This window comes from Streptomyces sp. NPDC002573, assembly GCF_042889625.1.
Taxonomy (GTDB): domain Bacteria; phylum Actinomycetota; class Actinomycetes; order Streptomycetales; family Streptomycetaceae; genus Streptomyces; species Streptomyces gibsoniae.
In genome coordinates, this window is record NZ_JBIARC010000057.1 from 1 (window position 1) to 18,078 (window position 18,078).

Annotated in this window: 16 protein-coding genes; 9 read left to right on the forward strand and 7 right to left on the reverse strand. The window is 71.4% G+C overall.

Annotated features, from left to right (window positions below):
* Nucleotides 1–91 precede the first annotated feature (91 nt).
* From ACFYX0_RS35860 to ACFYX0_RS35875, 4 genes are all read right to left on the reverse strand, one after another.
* Nucleotides 92–553, reverse strand: a complete 462-nt coding sequence (locus tag ACFYX0_RS35860) for a hypothetical protein (RefSeq protein ID WP_355918736.1) — start codon at nucleotides 551–553, stop codon at nucleotides 92–94.
* A gap of 190 nt (nucleotides 554–743) precedes the next feature.
* A complete protein-coding gene (locus ACFYX0_RS35865) occupies nucleotides 744–1,718 on the reverse strand; it encodes an acyl-ACP desaturase (RefSeq protein WP_388976939.1) in 975 nt (324 codons plus the stop codon).
* Nucleotides 1,719–1,938: 220 nt separating this feature from the next.
* Nucleotides 1,939–2,715 (reverse strand): dimethylargininase, encoded by a 777-nt coding sequence (ddaH, locus tag ACFYX0_RS35870; protein WP_388976942.1) that lies wholly within the window; start codon nucleotides 2,713–2,715, stop codon nucleotides 1,939–1,941.
* Between the two features lie 87 nt (nucleotides 2,716–2,802).
* Nucleotides 2,803–4,431, reverse strand: a complete 1,629-nt coding sequence (locus tag ACFYX0_RS35875) for an ABC-F family ATP-binding cassette domain-containing protein (protein WP_388976945.1) — start codon at nucleotides 4,429–4,431, stop codon at nucleotides 2,803–2,805.
* A gap of 446 nt (nucleotides 4,432–4,877) precedes the next feature.
* Here ACFYX0_RS35875 and ACFYX0_RS35880 point away from each other — a divergent pair, with 446 nt between their 5' ends.
* Together ACFYX0_RS35880 and ACFYX0_RS35885 are read left to right on the forward strand one after the other, a co-directional pair.
* Nucleotides 4,878–5,552: a GPP34 family phosphoprotein gene (locus tag ACFYX0_RS35880; protein ID WP_388976948.1), complete on the forward strand. Its 675-nt coding sequence runs from the start codon at nucleotides 4,878–4,880 to the stop codon at nucleotides 5,550–5,552.
* Nucleotides 5,553–5,622: 70 nt separating this feature from the next.
* Nucleotides 5,623–6,456: an isocitrate lyase/phosphoenolpyruvate mutase family protein gene (locus ACFYX0_RS35885; protein WP_388976951.1), complete on the forward strand. Its 834-nt coding sequence runs from the start codon at nucleotides 5,623–5,625 to the stop codon at nucleotides 6,454–6,456.
* 52 nt (nucleotides 6,457–6,508) lie between these two features.
* On the opposite strand, the gene ACFYX0_RS35890 is transcribed toward ACFYX0_RS35885, so the two are convergent.
* Nucleotides 6,509–6,925: an SsgA family sporulation/cell division regulator gene (locus ACFYX0_RS35890; RefSeq protein ID WP_388976954.1), complete on the reverse strand. Its 417-nt coding sequence runs from the start codon at nucleotides 6,923–6,925 to the stop codon at nucleotides 6,509–6,511.
* Between the two features lie 259 nt (nucleotides 6,926–7,184).
* Between ACFYX0_RS35890 and ACFYX0_RS35895 the strand changes: the two genes are divergently transcribed.
* The 3 genes from ACFYX0_RS35895 to ACFYX0_RS35905 all read left to right on the forward strand — a co-directional run bounded on the left by ACFYX0_RS35895 (nucleotide 7,185) and on the right by ACFYX0_RS35905 (nucleotide 9,401).
* Nucleotides 7,185–8,273, forward strand: coding sequence for a WD40/YVTN/BNR-like repeat-containing protein (locus ACFYX0_RS35895; RefSeq protein WP_388976957.1), 1,089 nt, complete (start codon nucleotides 7,185–7,187; stop codon nucleotides 8,271–8,273).
* A 63-nt stretch (nucleotides 8,274–8,336) separates the two neighbouring features.
* A complete protein-coding gene (locus ACFYX0_RS35900; RefSeq protein ID WP_355918756.1) occupies nucleotides 8,337–8,660 on the forward strand; it encodes a plasmid stabilization protein in 324 nt (107 codons plus the stop codon).
* 33 nt (nucleotides 8,661–8,693) lie between these two features.
* Entirely contained in the window at nucleotides 8,694–9,401 is a 708-nt protein-coding gene (locus tag ACFYX0_RS35905) for an endonuclease V (RefSeq protein ID WP_388976960.1), read from the forward strand.
* A gap of 30 nt (nucleotides 9,402–9,431) precedes the next feature.
* On the opposite strand, the gene ACFYX0_RS35910 is transcribed toward ACFYX0_RS35905, so the two are convergent.
* Entirely contained in the window at nucleotides 9,432–10,607 is a 1,176-nt protein-coding gene (locus tag ACFYX0_RS35910; protein WP_388976963.1) for a saccharopine dehydrogenase family protein, read from the reverse strand.
* A 251-nt stretch (nucleotides 10,608–10,858) separates the two neighbouring features.
* Between ACFYX0_RS35910 and ACFYX0_RS35915 the strand changes: the two genes are divergently transcribed.
* From ACFYX0_RS35915 to ACFYX0_RS35925, 3 genes are all read left to right on the forward strand, one after another.
* On the forward strand, nucleotides 10,859–11,992 hold the full coding sequence (locus ACFYX0_RS35915; RefSeq protein WP_388977023.1) for a CaiB/BaiF CoA transferase family protein: 1,134 nt from the start codon (nucleotides 10,859–10,861) through the stop codon (nucleotides 11,990–11,992).
* Between the two features lie 139 nt (nucleotides 11,993–12,131).
* Nucleotides 12,132–13,346 (forward strand): acetyl-CoA C-acetyltransferase, encoded by a 1,215-nt coding sequence (locus tag ACFYX0_RS35920; protein ID WP_355918765.1) that lies wholly within the window; start codon nucleotides 12,132–12,134, stop codon nucleotides 13,344–13,346.
* 41 nt (nucleotides 13,347–13,387) lie between these two features.
* Entirely contained in the window at nucleotides 13,388–15,568 is a 2,181-nt protein-coding gene (locus tag ACFYX0_RS35925) for a 3-hydroxyacyl-CoA dehydrogenase NAD-binding domain-containing protein (RefSeq protein WP_388976966.1), read from the forward strand.
* Between the two features lie 53 nt (nucleotides 15,569–15,621).
* Here ACFYX0_RS35925 and ACFYX0_RS35930 read toward each other — a convergent pair whose 3' ends face one another.
* Nucleotides 15,622–16,356: a MerR family transcriptional regulator gene (locus tag ACFYX0_RS35930; protein WP_355918771.1), complete on the reverse strand. Its 735-nt coding sequence runs from the start codon at nucleotides 16,354–16,356 to the stop codon at nucleotides 15,622–15,624.
* Between the two features lie 252 nt (nucleotides 16,357–16,608).
* On the opposite strand from ACFYX0_RS35930, the gene ACFYX0_RS35935 reads away from it, so the two are divergent.
* The gene (locus tag ACFYX0_RS35935; protein ID WP_388976969.1) at nucleotides 16,609–18,075 is read left to right on the forward strand and encodes an amino acid permease; all 1,467 of its coding nucleotides are present in this window, start codon (nucleotides 16,609–16,611) and stop codon (nucleotides 18,073–18,075) included.
* The last annotated feature ends 3 nt before the right edge of the window (nucleotides 18,076–18,078 follow it).

Consider the following 18,078-nt stretch of genomic DNA (forward strand, 5'->3'; position numbering starts at 1 on the left):
CTCCCCGGCCCATTCCCCCATCACCACAACAAAGAGTCTGGCCCCACCGCTCACGCGGCGGGGCCAGAACCCCAAGATCTTCATGACTCTTCTAGCAGACAGGCGCCAGTACGGCGAGCGTCTCGTAGGCCTCGCGCAGCGCCAGCCGCAGCATCACCGGCGGATGCAGCGCCGTGCACGCGTCGGGGGGAACGATCCACTCCAGCGAGCGGGCCGTCCGGTGCGGCGGGGGAACCGCGACCCACGCCCCCCTGCTCGCATGCCGGACCCCCTCCCCGGACCAGTCGCCGGCCGGGTCCGGGGGCACGAGGAAGCCCACCCGGTGCGCCGCCGAGTCCACGAGTGTCGGCCCGGGGGTGCGCGCGGGGTCGTACCACAGGATGTCCAGGGTGAGCAGGCCGAGTTGGCGGGGGACACTCACCAGGTCCCAGTGGCGCCCGGCCTCCATCAGGACCGTTCCGTCACCCGGCAGCCACGCCTGCTCGCCCGCCCGAGGGTCCGGCGTGGCGGCCGCAAGCCACTCCACGCCGTGTGTCCACATCGCATTCGTCATCAGAGGCTCCAGGGGCCACCCGGCCCGACCAGGCGTAGTTCGGGGACTGGGCCGGGTGAATGCCCACGGGGGAACACCGACCGGCATATGCATGCTGATACATGGTTCCCCCCTGGCAAAAGGGTGGCGAGGCCTGGCGTTTACTGCCGAGACGTTAAGGTTGCGTTCGGAGCGGCGCCGAGCGCCCCCACTACGCTCCCGCGCGCGCCGCCATGCGAGCCTTGCGCGCCGCCAGCCGCTCGTCGAACTTCAGGGCCTCGGCGTCGAGCCCGCCCATGAACAGGCCGAGTTCCTCCTGGGCCCGGCGGCCCTCGGGGCCGAGACCGTCGATCTCCAGGACCTTCAGATGGCGCAGCACCGGCTGGAGCACGTCGTCGTGGTGGATGCGCAGGTTGTAGACCTCGCCGATCGCCATCTGCGCGGCGGCGCGCTCGAAGCCGGGGATGCCGTGGCCCGGCATACGGAAGTTGACCACGACGTCCCGGACCGCCTGCATGGTCGGGTCGGGCGCGATCTCGAACGCGGCCTTCAGCAGGTTCCGGTAGAAGACCATGTGCAGGTTCTCGTCGGTCGCGATGCGTGCGAGCATCCGGTCGCAGACCGGGTCGCCGGACTGGTGGCCGGTGTTGCGGTGCGAGATGCGGGTGGCCAGCTCCTGGAAGGCGACGTACGCGACGGAATGCAGCATCGAGTGCCCGTTGTCCGAGGTGAAGCCCTCGCTCATGTGGGCCATGCGGAACCGTTCCAGCTTGTCCGGATCGACCGCGCGCGAGGCGAGCAGATAGTCGCGCATCACGATGCCGTGCCGGCCCTCCTCGGCGGTCCAGCGGTGCACCCAGGTTCCCCAGGCCCCGTCCCGGCCGAAGAGGGAGGCGATCTCGTGGTGGTAGCTGGGGAGGTTGTCCTCCGTCAGCAGATTGACGACCAGCGCGATCCGGCCGATCTCGGTGACCTTGGACTGCTCCTTGTCCCAGGCCGTGCCGTCCTCGAAGAAGCCGGGGAAGTTGCGCCCGTCGCTCCACGGCACGTACTCGTGCGGCATCCAGTCCTTGGCGACCTTCAGATGGCGGTTCAACTCCTTTTCGACCACTTCCTCCAGGGCGTACAGCAGCCGGGCATCGGTCCAGACGGACGGGCTGCCGAGGTGCGGGGAAGTGATCGTCACGGGAACTCCATGGGGACGTCGAGCAAACCGGCGAGCGGCGCCGGAACCTACGGGATCGTAGGCTACGTGGCCGTAGGTTACGAACCCGTAGGTTAAGCGCGCTGTAAAAGCCCTGCTCGGGCAGGGGTCCTCATAAGACGTCAGGCCTGCTCACGGCTGGCGACGGGTATGCCGGGGGCCTTGCGGAAGCGGGGTCGTAGGGGTTCGTGCGCCAGGCGGGTCAGACGTACAGCCCCCGCAGCCGCACCGAGAGGCACGTCACACAGCCCTCCAGCTTCTCGAACTCGCCGATGTCCACCAGGACCGGTTCATGTCCGAGGTCGGCGAGCAACTCGGCCGTCTTCGGGGCACTATCAGCCATCAGCAGCTTGTCGCCGCCGAGCAGCACGACATGCGCACCGGACTCCTCCGGCACCGGCAAGAAACGCGGAAACAGCGCCGGTTTGTCCACATGTGGCACATGGCCGATAACGGTGCCGTCGGGGAGCGCGGTGACCGCCGACTTCAGGTGCAGCACCCGGGTGACCGGCACGGCGACCACCCGGGCGCCCAGCGGTTCGAAGACCGCGCGCAACTGCTGGATCGCGGCGCTGTTGGTACGGCCGCTGCGACCGACGTAGATCGTGTCGTCGACCTTGAGGATGTCCCCTCCGTCGAGGGTGCCCGGCTCCCAGATCCAGTTCACCGAGCAGCCGAGCTGGGCCACCGCCTCCTCGACACCCTCCGTCTCCCCGCGCCGGGAATCGGCCCCGGGCCGGGCTATTAGCGCCACGTTCTTGTACATCACCACCGCGTCCTCGACGAACACCGAGTCCGGGCAGTCGTCGGCGGGTTCCACCTCGACGGTCTCCCACCCGTGCGTGCGCAGGGCCTGCGTGTACGCCTCCCACTGCTCCAGGGCGAGGTCGACGTCGACCTTCTCCCGCTGGACGTGAGTGACCAGCCCCTCGGCGAGGCGGGGGCTCGGTCGGCGGACGAGGGCCTTCTTGCTTGGCACGTGGAGCTCCGTCTCGGCTGATGGTGTCGCCCGCCATCATGCAGGGGCCGTACCCCGGGGACAAAGCCCCGGGGCACGCCTCCCCTGCTACGCCGGACGCCCGACAGCTTCCGGTGTGGTCTCCGTGAGTTCGCCGTCGAGCAGCAGCCAGCGGGTGATGCCGATCGACTCCAGGAACGGCATGTCGTGCGTGGCCACGATCAGCGCTCCCTCGTACGACTCCAGGGCCGTGGTCAGCTGCCGCACGCTCGCCATGTCCAGGTTGTTGGTCGGCTCGTCCAGCATCAGCAGCTGCGGCGCGGGCTCGGCGAGCATCAGCGCGGCCAGGGCGGCACGGAACCGCTCGCCGCCGGACAGGGTCCCGGCCGGCTGGTCGGCCCGCGCGCCACGGAACAGGAAGCGGGCCAGCCGGGCGCGGACCCGGTTGTCGGTGGCGCCCGGCGCGAACCGGGCCACGTTCTGCGCGACCGTCAGCCCGTCGTCCAGGACGTCCAGCCGCTGCGGCAGGAAACGCAGCGGCACATGGGCCGTCACCTCGCCCGTCACCGGCTGGAGCTCGCCGGCGATCGTCCGCAGCAGGGTGGTCTTGCCCGCGCCGTTCCGCCCGATCAACGCGATCCGCTCGGGACCGTGCAGGTCGAGACCGCCGGCCACCCGCGCGCCGTACGTCAGTTCCAGATCCCTCAGCGTGAGCACCGACCGCCCCGGCGGGACCGCCGTGTACGGCAGGTCGACACGGATCTCGTCGTCGTCCCGTACCGCACCGGCCGCCTCGTCGAGGCGCTCCCTGGCCTCGGCGAGCCGCTCCTCGTGCAGGATGCGGTGCTTGCCCGCGGACTCCTGGGCCGCCCGTTTGCGTCCTCCCATGACGATCTTCGGTTCGCGTTTGCTGTCCCACATCCGCTGGCCGTACCGCTTGCGGCGGGCCAGTTTGACCTGGGCGTCGGCCAGCTCGCGCTTCTGCTTGCGCACGTCCGCCTCGGCGACGCGCACCATGCGCTCCGCCGCCTCCTGCTCGGCCGCCAGTGCCTCCTCGTAGGCGGAGAAGGTGCCACCGAACCAGACGACCTCCCCGGAGCGCAGATCCGCGATCTGGTCGACCAGATCGAGGAGTTCACGGTCGTGGCTGACCACGACCATCACCCCCGACCATGCCTGGACCGCCGCGTACAGCCGTCGGCGTGCGTACAGATCGAGGTTGTTGGTGGGCTCGTCGAGCAGGAGCACGTCGGGGCGCCGCAGCAGCAGCGCGGCCAGGCGCAGCAGGACGGACTCGCCTCCGGAGACCTCGCCGATGGTGCGGTCCGGGCCGATGTGACCGAGCCCGAGCTCACCGAGCATCGCCTCGGCGCGTTCCTCCACGTCCCAGTCGTCGCCCACGGCCGCGAAGTGCTCCTCGGCCACGTCGCCCGCCTCGATGGCGTGCAGCGCGGCGCGCTTCGCGGCGATCCCGAGCGCCTCGTCCACCCGCAGCGCGGTGTCGAGTGTGACGTTCTGCGGCAGATAGCCGATCTCACCGGCGACGCGCACGGTGCCCTCGGCCGGGACGAGCTCACCGGCGATCAGCTTCAACAAGGTTGACTTTCCTGCTCCGTTGACGCCGACGAGCCCTGTCCTGCCGGGGCCGAAGGCGAGCTGGAGGTCCTCGAAGACGGGGGTGCCGTCGGGCCAGGAGAAGGAGAGGGACGTGCAGGTGATGGCAGGGGTATGTGACATGCGGGCCTCGCGACTGCTCGAAATGGGTGGGGCGACGCGTGTGAGACACCGCAAGGGGGGCGACGGTCCGCGGACACGGAGAAATCCCGCGCCGGAAGTCAGGACGGCTCGAACGCCGAGGTCGCACGCTACGCACACAGACGCGGACAGCGCTGTGTGACGCGGTGTCTCAGGACCTCAGACGAGCAACGTCCTTCTCCAATCGACGGCAACAGGACGTGCTCCACGGTAGGAAGGGGCTCCAGGGGTGTCAACGCAATATTCGGCGGCCCCGTCCGCGTCCGGCCGGCGCCCCGGTGCCCCTTCCCGCCGCGCACTCGCGCCCCCCGCCCGTCCGTGATCCCTTCCGCACCGGAGGTTCGCCGTCACCTCCGTACCGGGCATTCGTATTCGCGTCCGTACGGGGCACCCGTATGCCACATCGAACCCGAGCGCAAGGAGGCCTCGTGTCCGACGGCTCCCCCTCGCTGCCCGCCCGGCTGTATCTGCTCGCCTGGGACACCACCCGGCGCAGGCTCCGCCATGACCCCGGCCTCGCCCCCCTGGTGCGGGCGGGCGCCTTGACCGAGCTGGCGGGGCGTGGCCTGCTCGTCGACGCGGACGGTGTGGCCGCCCCGCGCGATCTCGACGCCCACAGTGGCGACCCCGTTCTCGACGGACTCCTCGAACTCGTCATGGAGTCCGGACCCCGACCCTGGGAGTCCTGGGTGACCCGCTACGCCGGTGTCACCCTCGACGCCGTCCGTCCCCAGCTCGCCGCCGCGGGGTTTCTGCGCGCCGACAGCAGGAGGGGTCTCGGGCTCCTCCGGCCCGTGGAGTACACGCTGGAGCGGGTGCAGGCGGTCGAGGCGCTGCAACGCGAGGCGCGGCAGACGCTCACGGGCCCCGAACCCGTCGCCGAGGTCCCCGAGGAGGACGCGGCCCTCGTGGCCCTGGCCGCCGCGGCCGGACTGCCCACGGTGACGAGCCCCGCGGACCGCGAACGGCACCGGGAGCGGATCGAGGCCCTGACGGCCCGCGGGAGCCGCGCGGTGCCCGTGCTGCCGAGGATCGTCCTCGAGGTGCGCGCGGCCGTGTCCGGGCCGGACGCCGCCGCGCCACCCGCCCGGACCGGCGGCTGACCCCCCGAAGGCGTACGCATCTGTCGGATTGCCGCCGGCCATGGCCCCCGCAGGCTGGTTGGCTCGGTGCATGACCGACGCCACCCTCCTGCGCGAGCAGGCCCTCTCGTTCCACGCCCTGCACACCCCCGGCCGGCCTCTGGTGCTGCCGAACGCCTGGGACACCGTCAGCGCACGGCTCGTCGCGCGGGCGGGCGCGGCAGCCGTCGCCACCACCAGCGCCGGGCTCGCCTGGGACCTGGGCACCGCCGACGGGGACCGGCTGTCCCGCGACGACGCCCTCCGGGTCCTGGCGGGCATCGCGGGCGCGGTGACCGTACCCGTGAGCGCGGACATCGAGACCGGTTACGCGGATGCCGCGGAGGGCGTCGCCGACACCGTCGCGGCGGTGCTCGCGGCGGGTGCCGTCGGCGTGAACATCGAGGACGGCGTGTACGCCGGAGCCGCCCCGCTGCGTCCGGTCGCGGAACAGGCGGCGCGCATCGCCGCGGCGCGCGGGGCCGCCGACGCCGCAGGGGTGCCGCTGTTCGTCAACGCGCGCGTGGACACGTATCTGAGGGGCGCGGGCGGACTGGGGGAGACCCTGGAGCGGGCCGCGGCCTTCCTCGCCGCGGGGGCGGACGGCGTCTTCGTGCCCGGGGTCGTCGACCCGGTTACCGTGAAGGCCCTCGTCGAGGGGATCGAGGGGCCGCTGAACGTGCTGATCGGGCCCGGCGCACCGACGGTCCCCGAACTCGCCGCCCTCGGGGTCGCCCGGGTCAGTGCCGGGTCGGGCGTCGCACAGGCCGCCCATGGTCTGGTCCACCGTGCCGCGCGGGAGCTGCTGGACAGGGGAACCTACGGGGCGCTGGCCGGCGGACTCTCCTACGGCGAGCTGAACGGGCTACCGGGCGCGGGCCGTTGACCGTCGCCCTCGGCACGGGGCGTCTCGCTACCGGTTCCGCCGCGGGGCGCGTTCAGCACGCGTCCCGCATCAGCTCCGCCAGGTCGTGGTCCAGGTCCACCTGCAGATGCTCCAGGCCGGCCGGAACCAGCTCGGTGGTCCGCTGCAGAAAGTGCCGGATCTCCTTGGAGTGCACATGGACCACGGCCGTGCCCTCCGGAGCGTGGAACTCCAGGACGGTGCGGTCGTAGCCGTAGGGCCGCACCCGGACGTCGCCGTGTCCCTCGGGGCCCTCCAGGCCCCCCGCGAGCAGCTCGCGGGAGAAGGTCCAGCAGACCTCGACGCCTTCGAGGGTAGCGGGCGCCGGGAAGGTCATACGCACGGCGAACGGGTCGCGTCGGTCGTAGTGGAGCATGGCCGGGATGCTCGGCATCCGCGGCGCTGCGGCGACGAGACGGGCCTCCACGGGCTGCTCGATGAGGGTGGACAACGCCTTGCTCCCTTGTGACGGCTGGACGGACTGGGGCGGATGCGGCATGAGCATCTGAAGAGACGATGGAATCGGCCGATCCGTGCACATGAATTGCGAGTGACCTCTGTCACCGAGACCATGCTTCTGAGGCGGGTGTTACTGATCGTTCTCTGTCCCGCGGTGTCCGGTACACCGGAGAGGACATCGGGTACGGCCGCACGGTTCCCGCACGAGGCCATCTGGACGGCACCGGACCGGTGGACTAACTTCGCGCGCCATGACAGCCATGGGGAGCAGGGGACATACGGGCCGGACGGTGGCCGCGGGAGTGTGTGCGGCGGCGCTCGCCGCGCTGGGGGCGGCGCCCGCGCAGGCGCACGAGACGCGGCCGCCGGTGCCGCACTGGCAGCTCAAGGACACCGGCACGGACGCCCGCTTCCGCGGGCTGTCGGCGGTCAGCCGGAACACCGCCTGGCTGGCCGGATCCAAGGGCACCGTGTTGCGCACCACCGACGGCGGCGCGCACTGGCAGAACGTCTCCCCTCCGGGCGGCGCGGATCTGGAGTTCCGTGACATCGAGGCGTTCGACGCCCGGCACGCGGTGGTGCTGGCCATCGGTGAGGGCGAGGCCTCCCGGCTGCTGCGCACCGACGACGGCGGACGGACCTGGACCGAGACGTTCCGCAACACCGACGCCAAGGCCTTCTACGACTGCCTCGCCTTCTTCGACCGGCGCCGCGGTCTCGCCGTGAGCGACCCGGTCGACGGCAGGTTCCGTCTCCTGTCCACCAGCGACGGCGGCCGCTCCTGGACGGTTCTGCCCGGCGCCGGGATGCCCGCCGCCCAGGACGGCGAGGCCGGCTTCGCGGCCAGTGGCCAGTGTCTGGTCACCTCGGGGGCGCACGACGTATGGCTCGCCACCGGCGGCGGCGCCCACGCGCGCGTGCTCCACTCCGCGGACCGCGGCGTGACCTGGACCGCCGCCGACACACCGGTCCCCGCGGGCGATCCGGCACGCGGTGTCTTCGCGCTCGCCTTCCGCGACCGCACGCACGGCCTGGCGGTCGGCGGCGACTACCGCCCCGACCAGCCGTCACCCCGCGCCGCCGCGGTGAGCCGGGACGGCGGCCGCACCTGGACGCCCTCCGCCCAGCCCCCGCAGGCCTACCGCTCCGGTGTCAGCTGGCTCCCGCACAGCCGCACGACCGCACTTGCCGTCGGCCCGACCGGCACCGACCTCACCACGGACGGCGGCCGCACCTGGAAGACCGTCGACACCGGGTCGTACGACACCGTGAACTGCGCCCCCGACCGGGTCTGCTGGGCCTCCGGCGAGAAGGGGAGGGCCGCCCGGCTGGAGCCCTGACCGGTGTTCCCGGTCGATAGGGGGTACTCGGCCGGCATCCGCACCGAGAGGAAGTGACCGGTCATGCCACGTGGCTCCAGCCCCAAGCGGGAACGTCAGTACGAGCACATCAAGGAGAGCGCGCTCGACCGGGGGGAGAGCAAGGGGCGCGCCGAGGAGATCGCGGCCCGCACCGTGAACAAGGAACGCGCCCGCTCCGGCGAGTCCAAGACCGCGAGCCGCACGTCCACCCAGGACATGTCGTCCGGCAGGCGCGGCGGACAGCGCTCGGGCCACGGCTCCCAGGGGCCGACCTACGACCAGCTCTACGAGGAGGCCAAGCAGCGCAACATCCGAGGCCGTTCGGACATGAACAAGAGCGAACTGAAGCGTGCGCTGGGCAAGTGACACCGAGCCGCGGGGCCGTACGCTCGACGCACCATGACGATCGTACGCATCCCCGCGGGCTGGCCCGCGAGCGAAGAAGAAGCCCGGGCCGCACAGGACGAGTTGCGCGGCCGGGTGGTCCTCGACGAGCCGGGGCCGCCGCCCGGAACCGGCCGGGTGACCGGGGTCGATGTGGCCTACGACGACGAGCGCGGGGTGGTCGCGGCGGCGGCCGTCGTCCTGGACGCGGCCACGCTGGAGGTGCTCGCCGAGGCCACCGCGGTCGGCGAGGTCTCCTTCCCCTATGTGCCCGGCCTCCTCGCCTTCCGCGAGGTGCCCACCGTGCTGGCCGCCCTGGACGTACTCGACCGGGACCCCGGGCTGGTGGTGTGCGACGGCTACGGCCTCGCCCACCCCCGCCGCTTCGGGCTGGCCAGCCACCTCGGTGTCCTCACCGGGCTCCCCACGATCGGCGTGGCCAAGAACCCCTTCACCTTCACCTACGAGGAGCCGGACCGGCCGCGCGGGAGCACCAGCTCCCTGCGCGCCGGCCCGGACGAGGTCGGCCGGGCCGTGCGTACCCAGGCGGGCGTCAAACCGGTGTTCGTCTCGGTCGGACACCGCGTCGGCCTCGACCGCGCCTGCGCCCACACCCTCGCGCTCGCACCGAAGTACCGGCTGCCCGAGTCCACCCGGCGCGCGGACGCCCTGTGCCGCCGCGCCCTGAAGGAGACGGTGGGCCGGGCGGGCGCGCCGAGCTGAGCGCGGCACCGGGCCCCCGGCACAGCGGCGCTACTGGCGCGCCGCCACCCGGAAGGTGATGCCCGCCGCGCGGAGGCGCTCGATGAGGGCGTTGCCCAGGGCTTCGGCTGTGGTCACCTGGCCGGAGGTGTCCGGCAGCTCGTCGAGCGCGAGGGACAGGGCCGACTCGGCGAACATCTTCGCCGTCTCGTCGTAGCCCGGGTCCCCGCCAGCGACCTCCGTGAACACGCGCCGCCCGCCGCCCTCGCCCACGAACCGCACCGTGAACCAGCTCCTGGCCCGCTTCTCGGGATCCGGCCCGTCGCCGGGCCTGAGCCGGTCCGAGAGCCACCGCCTGGCGGGCGGCAGCTGCGCGGCCGTGAACAGCGCGCCCGCGGCCATGACTCCGCCCAGCGCGTAGGGCAGGGTCTCGACGGCCGCGTAGTGCCGGTAGCGGAAGTCCGGACCGTACCGCTCCAGCACCCGGGCCGAGCGGCGCACCACCTGGGCGTCGATGGTGGGCAGCGGCAGCGCCCAGGCGCCGACCTCCTTCGCGAACCGCGGCGCGCCGAGGGGAGCCTGCGCCCGCCGTCCCAGCAGGCGCGGCTCGTGCCGTACGCGGTCCCGGGCCGCCGCCAGCATGTGCGGTCCGCGCGCCATCTGGCCGAGCGCGGAGGCGAACGTGCCGCCCGAGAACATCGCCTCCGCGCGGACGAACCCGTCGACGCTCAGCGGCACTCCCTCGGGGAGTTGCTGGACGGTGAAGTACGCCCCCAGGTCGTGCGGAACGGAGTCGAAGCCGCACGCGTGCACGAGGCGTGCGCCCGTCTCCCGCGCGCGTGCGTCGTGCCGTACATAGACGAGGTCGACGAACTCGGCCTCGCCGCTGAGGTCCAGATAGTCGGTGCCCGCGTCGGCGCAGGCCGCCACCAGCTCCCCGCCGTACTCCAGATAGGGCCCGACGGTGGTGGCGAGTACGCGCGCGGAGCGGGCGAGTTCCCGCAGCGATCGAGGATCCGCGACGTCGGCCCGCAGCACACCGGGCTCGGCGGGTCCGGCCAGCTGCTCCCGCAGTCGCTCCAGCTTCTCGGTGCTGCGGCCCGCCAGGGCCCAGCGCAGCCCTTCGGGGGCGTGCGCGGCCAGGTACCGCGCGGTGAGCGCGCCCACGAAACCCGTGGCGCCGAACAGCACGACGTCGTACGCGCGCTCCGTCTTCAGCCTGCCCATGACACCTCTCCGCCCGTGCCGTTGTCGGTGGCTGAGGCTAGCGTGAGAGGCGGGTCATCGAGCGGCGAGGTCGGCGCGAGGCCTACGACCAGGCGATTCGTCCATCCGGGTGTCGGCAGGTGTGCCGCCCGGACGGTTTGTGAGCTAATTTGACTAAGCGCTTGCTCGCTCGCTCTTGCCCGTGCTGGAACACGTTCTTAACATCAGTGGTGTCACATCGGTGATGTCACGAAGCTGGGGGCCTGATGGCAATGGCAGGGTCGCCGGGGCAGGGGCCCCTGACCGGCGTGCGTGTCGTCGAACTGGCGGGCATCGGGCCCGGCCCGTTCGCCGCCATGCTCCTCGCCGACCTCGGCGCCGACGTCGTGCGGGTCGAGCGGCCGAACGGCTCGGGCCTCGCGATCGACCCCGACTTCGACATCACCAACCGCGGTAAGCGCTCGGTGATCGTCGACCTGAAGTCCGAGCAGGGGCTCGCGAGCGTCCTCGACCTGGTGGAACGCGCCGACATCCTCATCGAGGGCTACCGCCCCGGTGTGGCCGAGCGCCTGGGCGTCGGCCCCGAGACCTGCCACGCGCGCAACCCGAGCCTCGTCTACGGCCGGATGACCGGCTGGGGACAGGAGGGCCCGCTGGCCCCGCGCGCCGGGCACGACATCGCGTACATCGCGGTCACCGGCACCCTCGGCCTGATCGGCGCCCCGGACGCGCCGCCCGCCGTCCCCGCCAACCTCGTCGGCGACTATGCGGGCGGCTCGCTCTATCTGGTCGTCGGTGTCCTCGCCGCCCTCCACCACGCCCGTGCGACGGGCGCCGGACAGGTCGTGGACGCCGCGATCGTCGACGGCGCCGCGCATCTGGCCTCGATGATCCACGGCATGCTCGCGGCCGGCGGCTGGCAGGACCGCCGCGGCGCCAACCTCCTCGACGGCGGCTGCCCCTTCTACGGCACCTACGAGACGGCCGACGGACAGTACATGGCGGTGGGCGCCCTGGAGCCGCAGTTCTACGAGGAGTTCGTGGAGCTGCTGGGCCTCGGCGGCCAGGCCCCGGCCCGCAAGGACATGGCCCGCTGGGGCGAACTGCGCGAGGCCGTCGCCGCCCGTTTCAAGACGCGCACCCGCGCGGAGTGGACCGCCCACTTCGAGGGATCCGACGCCTGTGTGGCGCCCGTCCTCTCCCTCCGTGAGGCCCCGGCCCACCCCCACCTCGCGGCCCGCGGCACCTTCACCGACGTCGGCGGCATAACCCAGCCCGCACCGGCACCCCGCTTCTCGGTCACCCGGACGGCGGTACGCGGCGGACCGGCACGACCCGGCGCCGACACCGAGGACGTCGCGCGTGACTGGGACGTACCCCGGCTCGTAGGGGAGGACGACGGATGACGACGGAACACCGCGTCCCCCGTGCCGCCGGGGCCCGCACCGACGGCCGTATCCCGACCATTCACGACGGGACCACCGGGATCCTGAAGAGGATCCCCGGCAGTCCCACGCTCGGCCGACCCTCCCGAAAGGCTTACCAGTGAGCACCGAAGCGTATGTGTACGACGCGATCCGCACCCCGCGCGGGCGCGGCAAGGCGAACGGCGCCCTGCACGGCACCAAGCCCATCGACCTGGTGGTGGGACTGATCCACGAGATCCGGCGGCGTTTCCCGGACCTCGACCCGGCCGCGATCGACGACGTCGTGCTCGGTGTCGTCAGCCCGGTCGGCGACCAGGGTTCCGACATCGCCCGGATCGCCGCGATCGCCGCGGGCCTGCCCGAGACGGTGGCCGGCGTCCAGGAGAACCGCTTCTGTGCCTCCGGTCTCGAGGCCGTCAACCTGGCCGCCGCGAAGGTCCGCTCGGGCTGGGAGGACCTGGTGCTCGCGGGCGGCGTCGAGTCGATGTCGCGGGTGCCGATGGCCTCGGACGGCGGTGCCTGGTTCGCCGACCCGATGACCAACATGGCCGCCAACTTCGTGCCGCAGGGCATCAGCGCCGACCTCATCGCCACCATCGAGGGCTTCTCCCGGCGGGACGTCGACGAGTACGCCGCACTCTCCCAGGAGCGGGCCGCGGCCGCCTGGAAGGACAGCCGCTTCGAGAAGTCCCTGGTCCCCGTGACCGACCGCAGCGGTCTCGTCGTCCTCGACCACGACGAGCACATGCGGCCCGGCACCACGGCCGACTCGCTCGCGAAGCTCAAGCCGTCGTTCGCGGACATCGGCGAGCTGGGCGGCTTCGACGCGGTGGCGCTGCAGAAGTACCACTGGGTCGAGCAGATCGACCATGTCCACCACGCGGGCAACTCCTCCGGCATCGTGGACGGCGCGGCCCTCGTCGCCATCGGCTCGAAGGAGGTCGGCGAGCGGTACGGACTGCGGCCCCGGGCCCGGATCGTCTCGGCGGCGGTCTCCGGCTCCGAGCCGACGATCATGCTGACCGGCCCCGCACCCGCCACCCGCAAGGCGCTCGCCAAGGCTGGGCTGACGATCGACGACATCGACCTGGTCGAGATCAACGAGGCGTTCGCCGCGGTCGTGCTGCGCTTCGCGAAGGACATGGGTCTGTCCCTGGACAAGATCAACGTCAACGGTGGCGCGATCGCCCTGGGGCACCCGCTCGGCGCGACGGGCGCCATGATCCTCGGCACGCTGGTGGACGAGCTGGAGCGACAGGACAAGCGGTACGGCCTGGCCACGCTGTGCGTGGGCGGCGGCATGGGCATCGCCACCATCGTCGAGCGCGTCTGACCTCCCCCAACGGATCGAACGGATCATACGGAGCACCCCTGATGAGCACTGAATCCACCACCATCCGCTGGGAGCAGGACGACACCGGGATCGTCACCCTCGTCCTGGACGATCCCAACCAGTCCGCGAACACCATGAACGCGGCGTTCCGCGAGTCCCTCGCTGCCGTCGCCGACCGGCTCGAAGCCGAGAAGGACTCGATCCGGGGCGTCATCCTCACCTCCGCCAAGAAGACGTTCTTCGCGGGGGGCGACCTGCGTGACCTGATCCAGGTCACCCCCGAGACCGCCCAGGACATGTTCGACGGCGGCCTCGCCATCAAGCGCAACCTGCGTCGCATCGAGACCCTCGGCAAGCCGGTCGTCGCGGCCATCAACGGCGCAGCCCTCGGCGGCGGCTTCGAACTCGCGCTCGCCTGCCACCACCGCGTCGCCCTCGACACCTCCGGCACCAAGATCGGCTGCCCCGAGGTCACCCTCGGTCTACTCCCCGGCGGCGGCGGAGTCGTGCGCACCGTGCGCCTGCTGGGCATCGCCGATGCCCTGCTGAAGGTCCTCCTGCAGGGCACGCAGTACAACGCGCTGCGCGCCCAGGAGAACGGCCTCGTCCACGAAGTGGCCGCCACTCCCGAGGAGATGCTGGCCAAGGCCCGCGCTTTCATCGAGGCCAACCCCGAGTCCCAGCAGCCCTGGGACAAGCCGGGCTACAAGATCCCGGGCGGCACGCCGTCCAACCCGAAGTTCGCGGCCAACCTGCCCGCGTTCCCGGCCACCCTCAAGAAGCAGCTGAACGGCGCCCCCTACCCGGCCCCGCGCAACATCCTCGCGGCGGCCGTCGAGGGCTCCCAGGTCGACTTCGAGACCGCCCAGGTCATCGAGACCCGTTACTTCACCGAGCTGGCCGCCGGGCAGACCTCGAAGAACATGATCCAGGCGTTCTTCTTCGACCTCCAGGCCGTCAACTCCGGCGTCAACCGCCCGAAGGGGATCGAGCCCCGCAAGGTCACCAAGGTCGCCGTCCTCGGCGCCGGCATGATGGGCGCGGGCATCGCCTACTCGTGCGCCCGCGCGGGCATCGAGGTCGTTCTCAAGGACGTCTCCGCGGAAGCCGCCGCCAAGGGCAAGGGCTACTCCGAGAAGCTGTGCGCCAAGGCCGTGGCGAAGGGCCGCACGACCCAGGAGAAGGCGGACGCCCTCCTCGCCCGCATCACCCCCACCGCAGAGGCCGCCGACCTCGCGGGCTGCGACGCCGTCATCGAGGCCGTGTTCGAGGACCCGGCGCTCAAGCACAAGGTGTTCCAGGAGATCGAGAACGTCGTCGCCCCGGACGCGCTGCTGTGCTCGAACACCTCGACGTTGCCGATCACCGTGCTCGCCGAGGGCGTGCAGCGGCAGTCGGACTTCATCGGGCTGCACTTCTTCTCGCCCGTCGACAAGATGCCGCTCGTCGAGATCATCAAGGGCGAGCGGACCGGTGACGAGGCGCTGGCGCGCGCCTTCGACCTGGTCCGGCAGATCAACAAGACCCCGATCGTGGTCAACGACTCGCGCGGCTTCTTCACCTCCCGGGTCATCGGCCACTTCATCAACGAGGGTGTCGCGATGGTCGGCGAGGGCATCGAGCCCGCCTCCATCGAGCAGGCCGCCGCCCAGGCGGGCTACCCCGCCAAGGTGCTGTCCCTGATGGACGAGCTGACGCTCACCCTGCCGCGCAAGATCCGCAACGAGTCGAAGCGGGCCGTCGAGGAGGCGGGCGGCACCTACACGCCGCACCCGGCCGAGGTCGTCATCGACAAGATGGTGGACGAGTTCGGGCGCCCCGGCCGCAGCGGCGGGGCGGGCTTCTACGAGTACGGGGAGGACGGCAAGCGCGGCAAGCTCTGGCCGGGACTGCGTGAGCACTTCACCAAGGCGGGCCACGAGATCCCGTTCGAGGACATGAAGGAGCGCATGCTGTTCTCCGAGGCGCTGGACACCGTCCGGCTCCTGGAGGAGGGCGTGCTGACCTCGGTCGCCGACGCCAACATCGGCTCGATCTTCGGTATCGGCTTCCCCGGCTGGACCGGCGGCATCCTGCAGTACATCAACGGCTACGAGGGCGGCCTGCCCGGCTTCGTCGCACGCTCCCGCGAGCTGGCCGAGCGCTACGGCGAGCGGTTCACGCCGCCCGCTCTGCTGGTGGAGAAGGCGGAGAAGGGCGAGCGCTTCACCGACGCGCGCTGAGCCCGCGGTGACCTCGGGGGGCCCGGTTCCACACCGGGCCCCCTCCCCGTCGTTCAGGACTCCCCGGTGGGCTGCTCCCCGTCCGTGAGCCACTCGCGCAGCTCCTCCCGCAGGGAGCGCTGGAACGTGGTGAGCAGGGCCTGCACCACCAGCGGCTGCATATGGGCCGAGAGCGACTTCACCTCCGTGGAGTCGCGTTCGGATACTGCCTCACGCAACAGCCGCGACAGCTGGCGCGCCGCCGCCCGCGAGTGCTCGATCAGCACCCCCCGGGCGGCGAGGACCGTGTCCAGACCGAGAGGCACATCGAGCAGCTCGACACCGAGCCGCAACAGCCCCGGATCCACGCGGTACGCGTCGTCGCCCTCGTCTCCGCCTTCGTGCGGCACGGCCACGCTCATCGCCGCCAGCCGCTCCAGATCCTGCTCGCCGAGCGGTCGCCCGGCCCGCCGCTGAAGCTCCTCGCGTGTCATCGTCTCGACGGTGTCCGGTGCCCAGGACGCCACGACCGCGCGATGGATGGCGAGATCCCGCGCGCTCACGTCGGCCGGCAGCTGCCGCAGATGGCGCTCGATCGCGGCCAGTGTCATGCCCTGGCGCTGCAGCTCCTCGATGAGAGCGAGCCGGGCCAGGTGCGCCTGGCCATAGCGGCCCACCCGCCGGGGGCCGATGACGGGCGGCGGAAGCAGACCCTTCGCGCTGTAGAAGCGGACGGTGCGGACCGTGACGCCCGCGCGCGCTGCCAGCTCGTCGACGGTGAGTGTCGGCTCCTCGGTCTCGGTCGTCATGTGCAGCAGTATCGCTGTCCCACCGCCACTGTGACACCGGAGTGGACTCAGCACGGCTTTGTGGCGAGCAGGCAACGGGAATGTGGCGATCATGTGAGAAGTGCCGCTATGTGACGTGCGCCATCGCATACCGGGTGATCTACGAGGGAAAGTGGCGCCTTGGTCTGTGCCGCGCCAGCGGTTCGCAGGGCCGAGCCCCATCCGGACACCCGCGCATCACCCCCGTGCGGGCGCACCAGAGAGTAGATCCACTTGAGCAAGGACGCCGTGAACACGGCCGCGGTTGCATCCCACCAAGATGCGACCCGGACGCCCGCGGACGCGGGCGATGCCGGCTACAGCAAGGACCTCAAAGCCCGCCACGTCAACATGATCGCGATCGGCGGAGCGATCGGCACGGGTCTCTTCCTGGGCGCCGGCGGCCGGCTGCACAGCGCGGGACCCGCCCTCGCGGTGGCGTACCTGGTGTGCGGCGTCTTCGCCTTCTTCGTCGTCCGTGCCCTCGGTGAGCTGGTGCTCTACCGGCCCTCCTCGGGGTCCTTCGTGTCGTACGCGCGCGAGTTCCTCGGCGAGAAGGGCGCCTACGTCGCCGGCTGGATGTACTTCCTCAACTGGTCGACGACCGGTATCGCCGACATCACCGCGATCGCGCTGTACACCCACTACTGGAGCTTCTTCACCTCCATCCCGCAGTGGGTGCTCGCCCTGATCGCCCTCGCGGTCGTCCTGGCCGTGAACCTGATCTCGGTGAAGATCTTCGGCGAGATGGAGTTCTGGTTCGCGATCATCAAGGTCGCCACGCTGGTGAGCTTCATGCTCGTCGGTATCTTCCTGCTGGCCACGCAGCACAAGGTCGGCGGCCATACGCCGGGCCTGAGCGTGATCAGCGACCACGGCGGTGTCTTCCCGCACGGCATCATGCCCGTCGTCCTCGTGATGCAGGGCGTGATCTTCGCCTACGCGGCGCTCGAACTGGTCGGTGTCGCCGCGGGTGAGACCGCGGAGCCGGAGAAGGTCGTCCCGCGCGCGGTGAACTCGATCATGTGGCGAGTGGGTCTCTTCTACGTCGGCTCGGTGGTCCTGCTCGCGCTGCTGCTGCCGGGTTCCGTGTACTCCGGCGACGAGAGCCCCTTCGTCACCGTGCTGTCGAAGATCGGCGTCCAGGGCGCCGGCGACGTGATGAACCTGGTCGTGCTGACCGCCGCGATGTCCTCGCTGAACTCCGGCCTCTACTCCACCGGCCGCATCCTGCGCTCGATGGCCGTGGCGGGTTCGGCGCCCAAGTTCACGGCGCGGATGAACCGCAGCCAGGTCCCGTACGGCGGCATCCTCCTGACCTGCGCGGTCTGTGTGCTCGGTGTCGGCCTGAACTACCTCATGCCCAGCCAGGCCTTCGAGATCGTGCTGAACGTGGCGTCCCTCGGCATCATCAGCACCTGGGTAATCATCATGATCTGTCACCTGATCTTCGTCCGCCGCGCCAAGGCGGGGCTGGTCACCCGGCCGTCCTTCCGGCTGCCCGGCAGCCCCGTGACGGAGATCGTGACCGTGGCCTTCCTGGTGGCCGTGCTCGGCCTGATGTGGAACGACCCCGAGGTCGGCCGCAAGACGCTGCTCCTGATCCCGGTGGTGGCCGCGCTGCTCGTCGGCGGCTGGTTCGCGCTGCGCCGCAGGATCGCGACGGTCACGGACCAGGAACTGGCCGACCTGACGAAGTAGCGG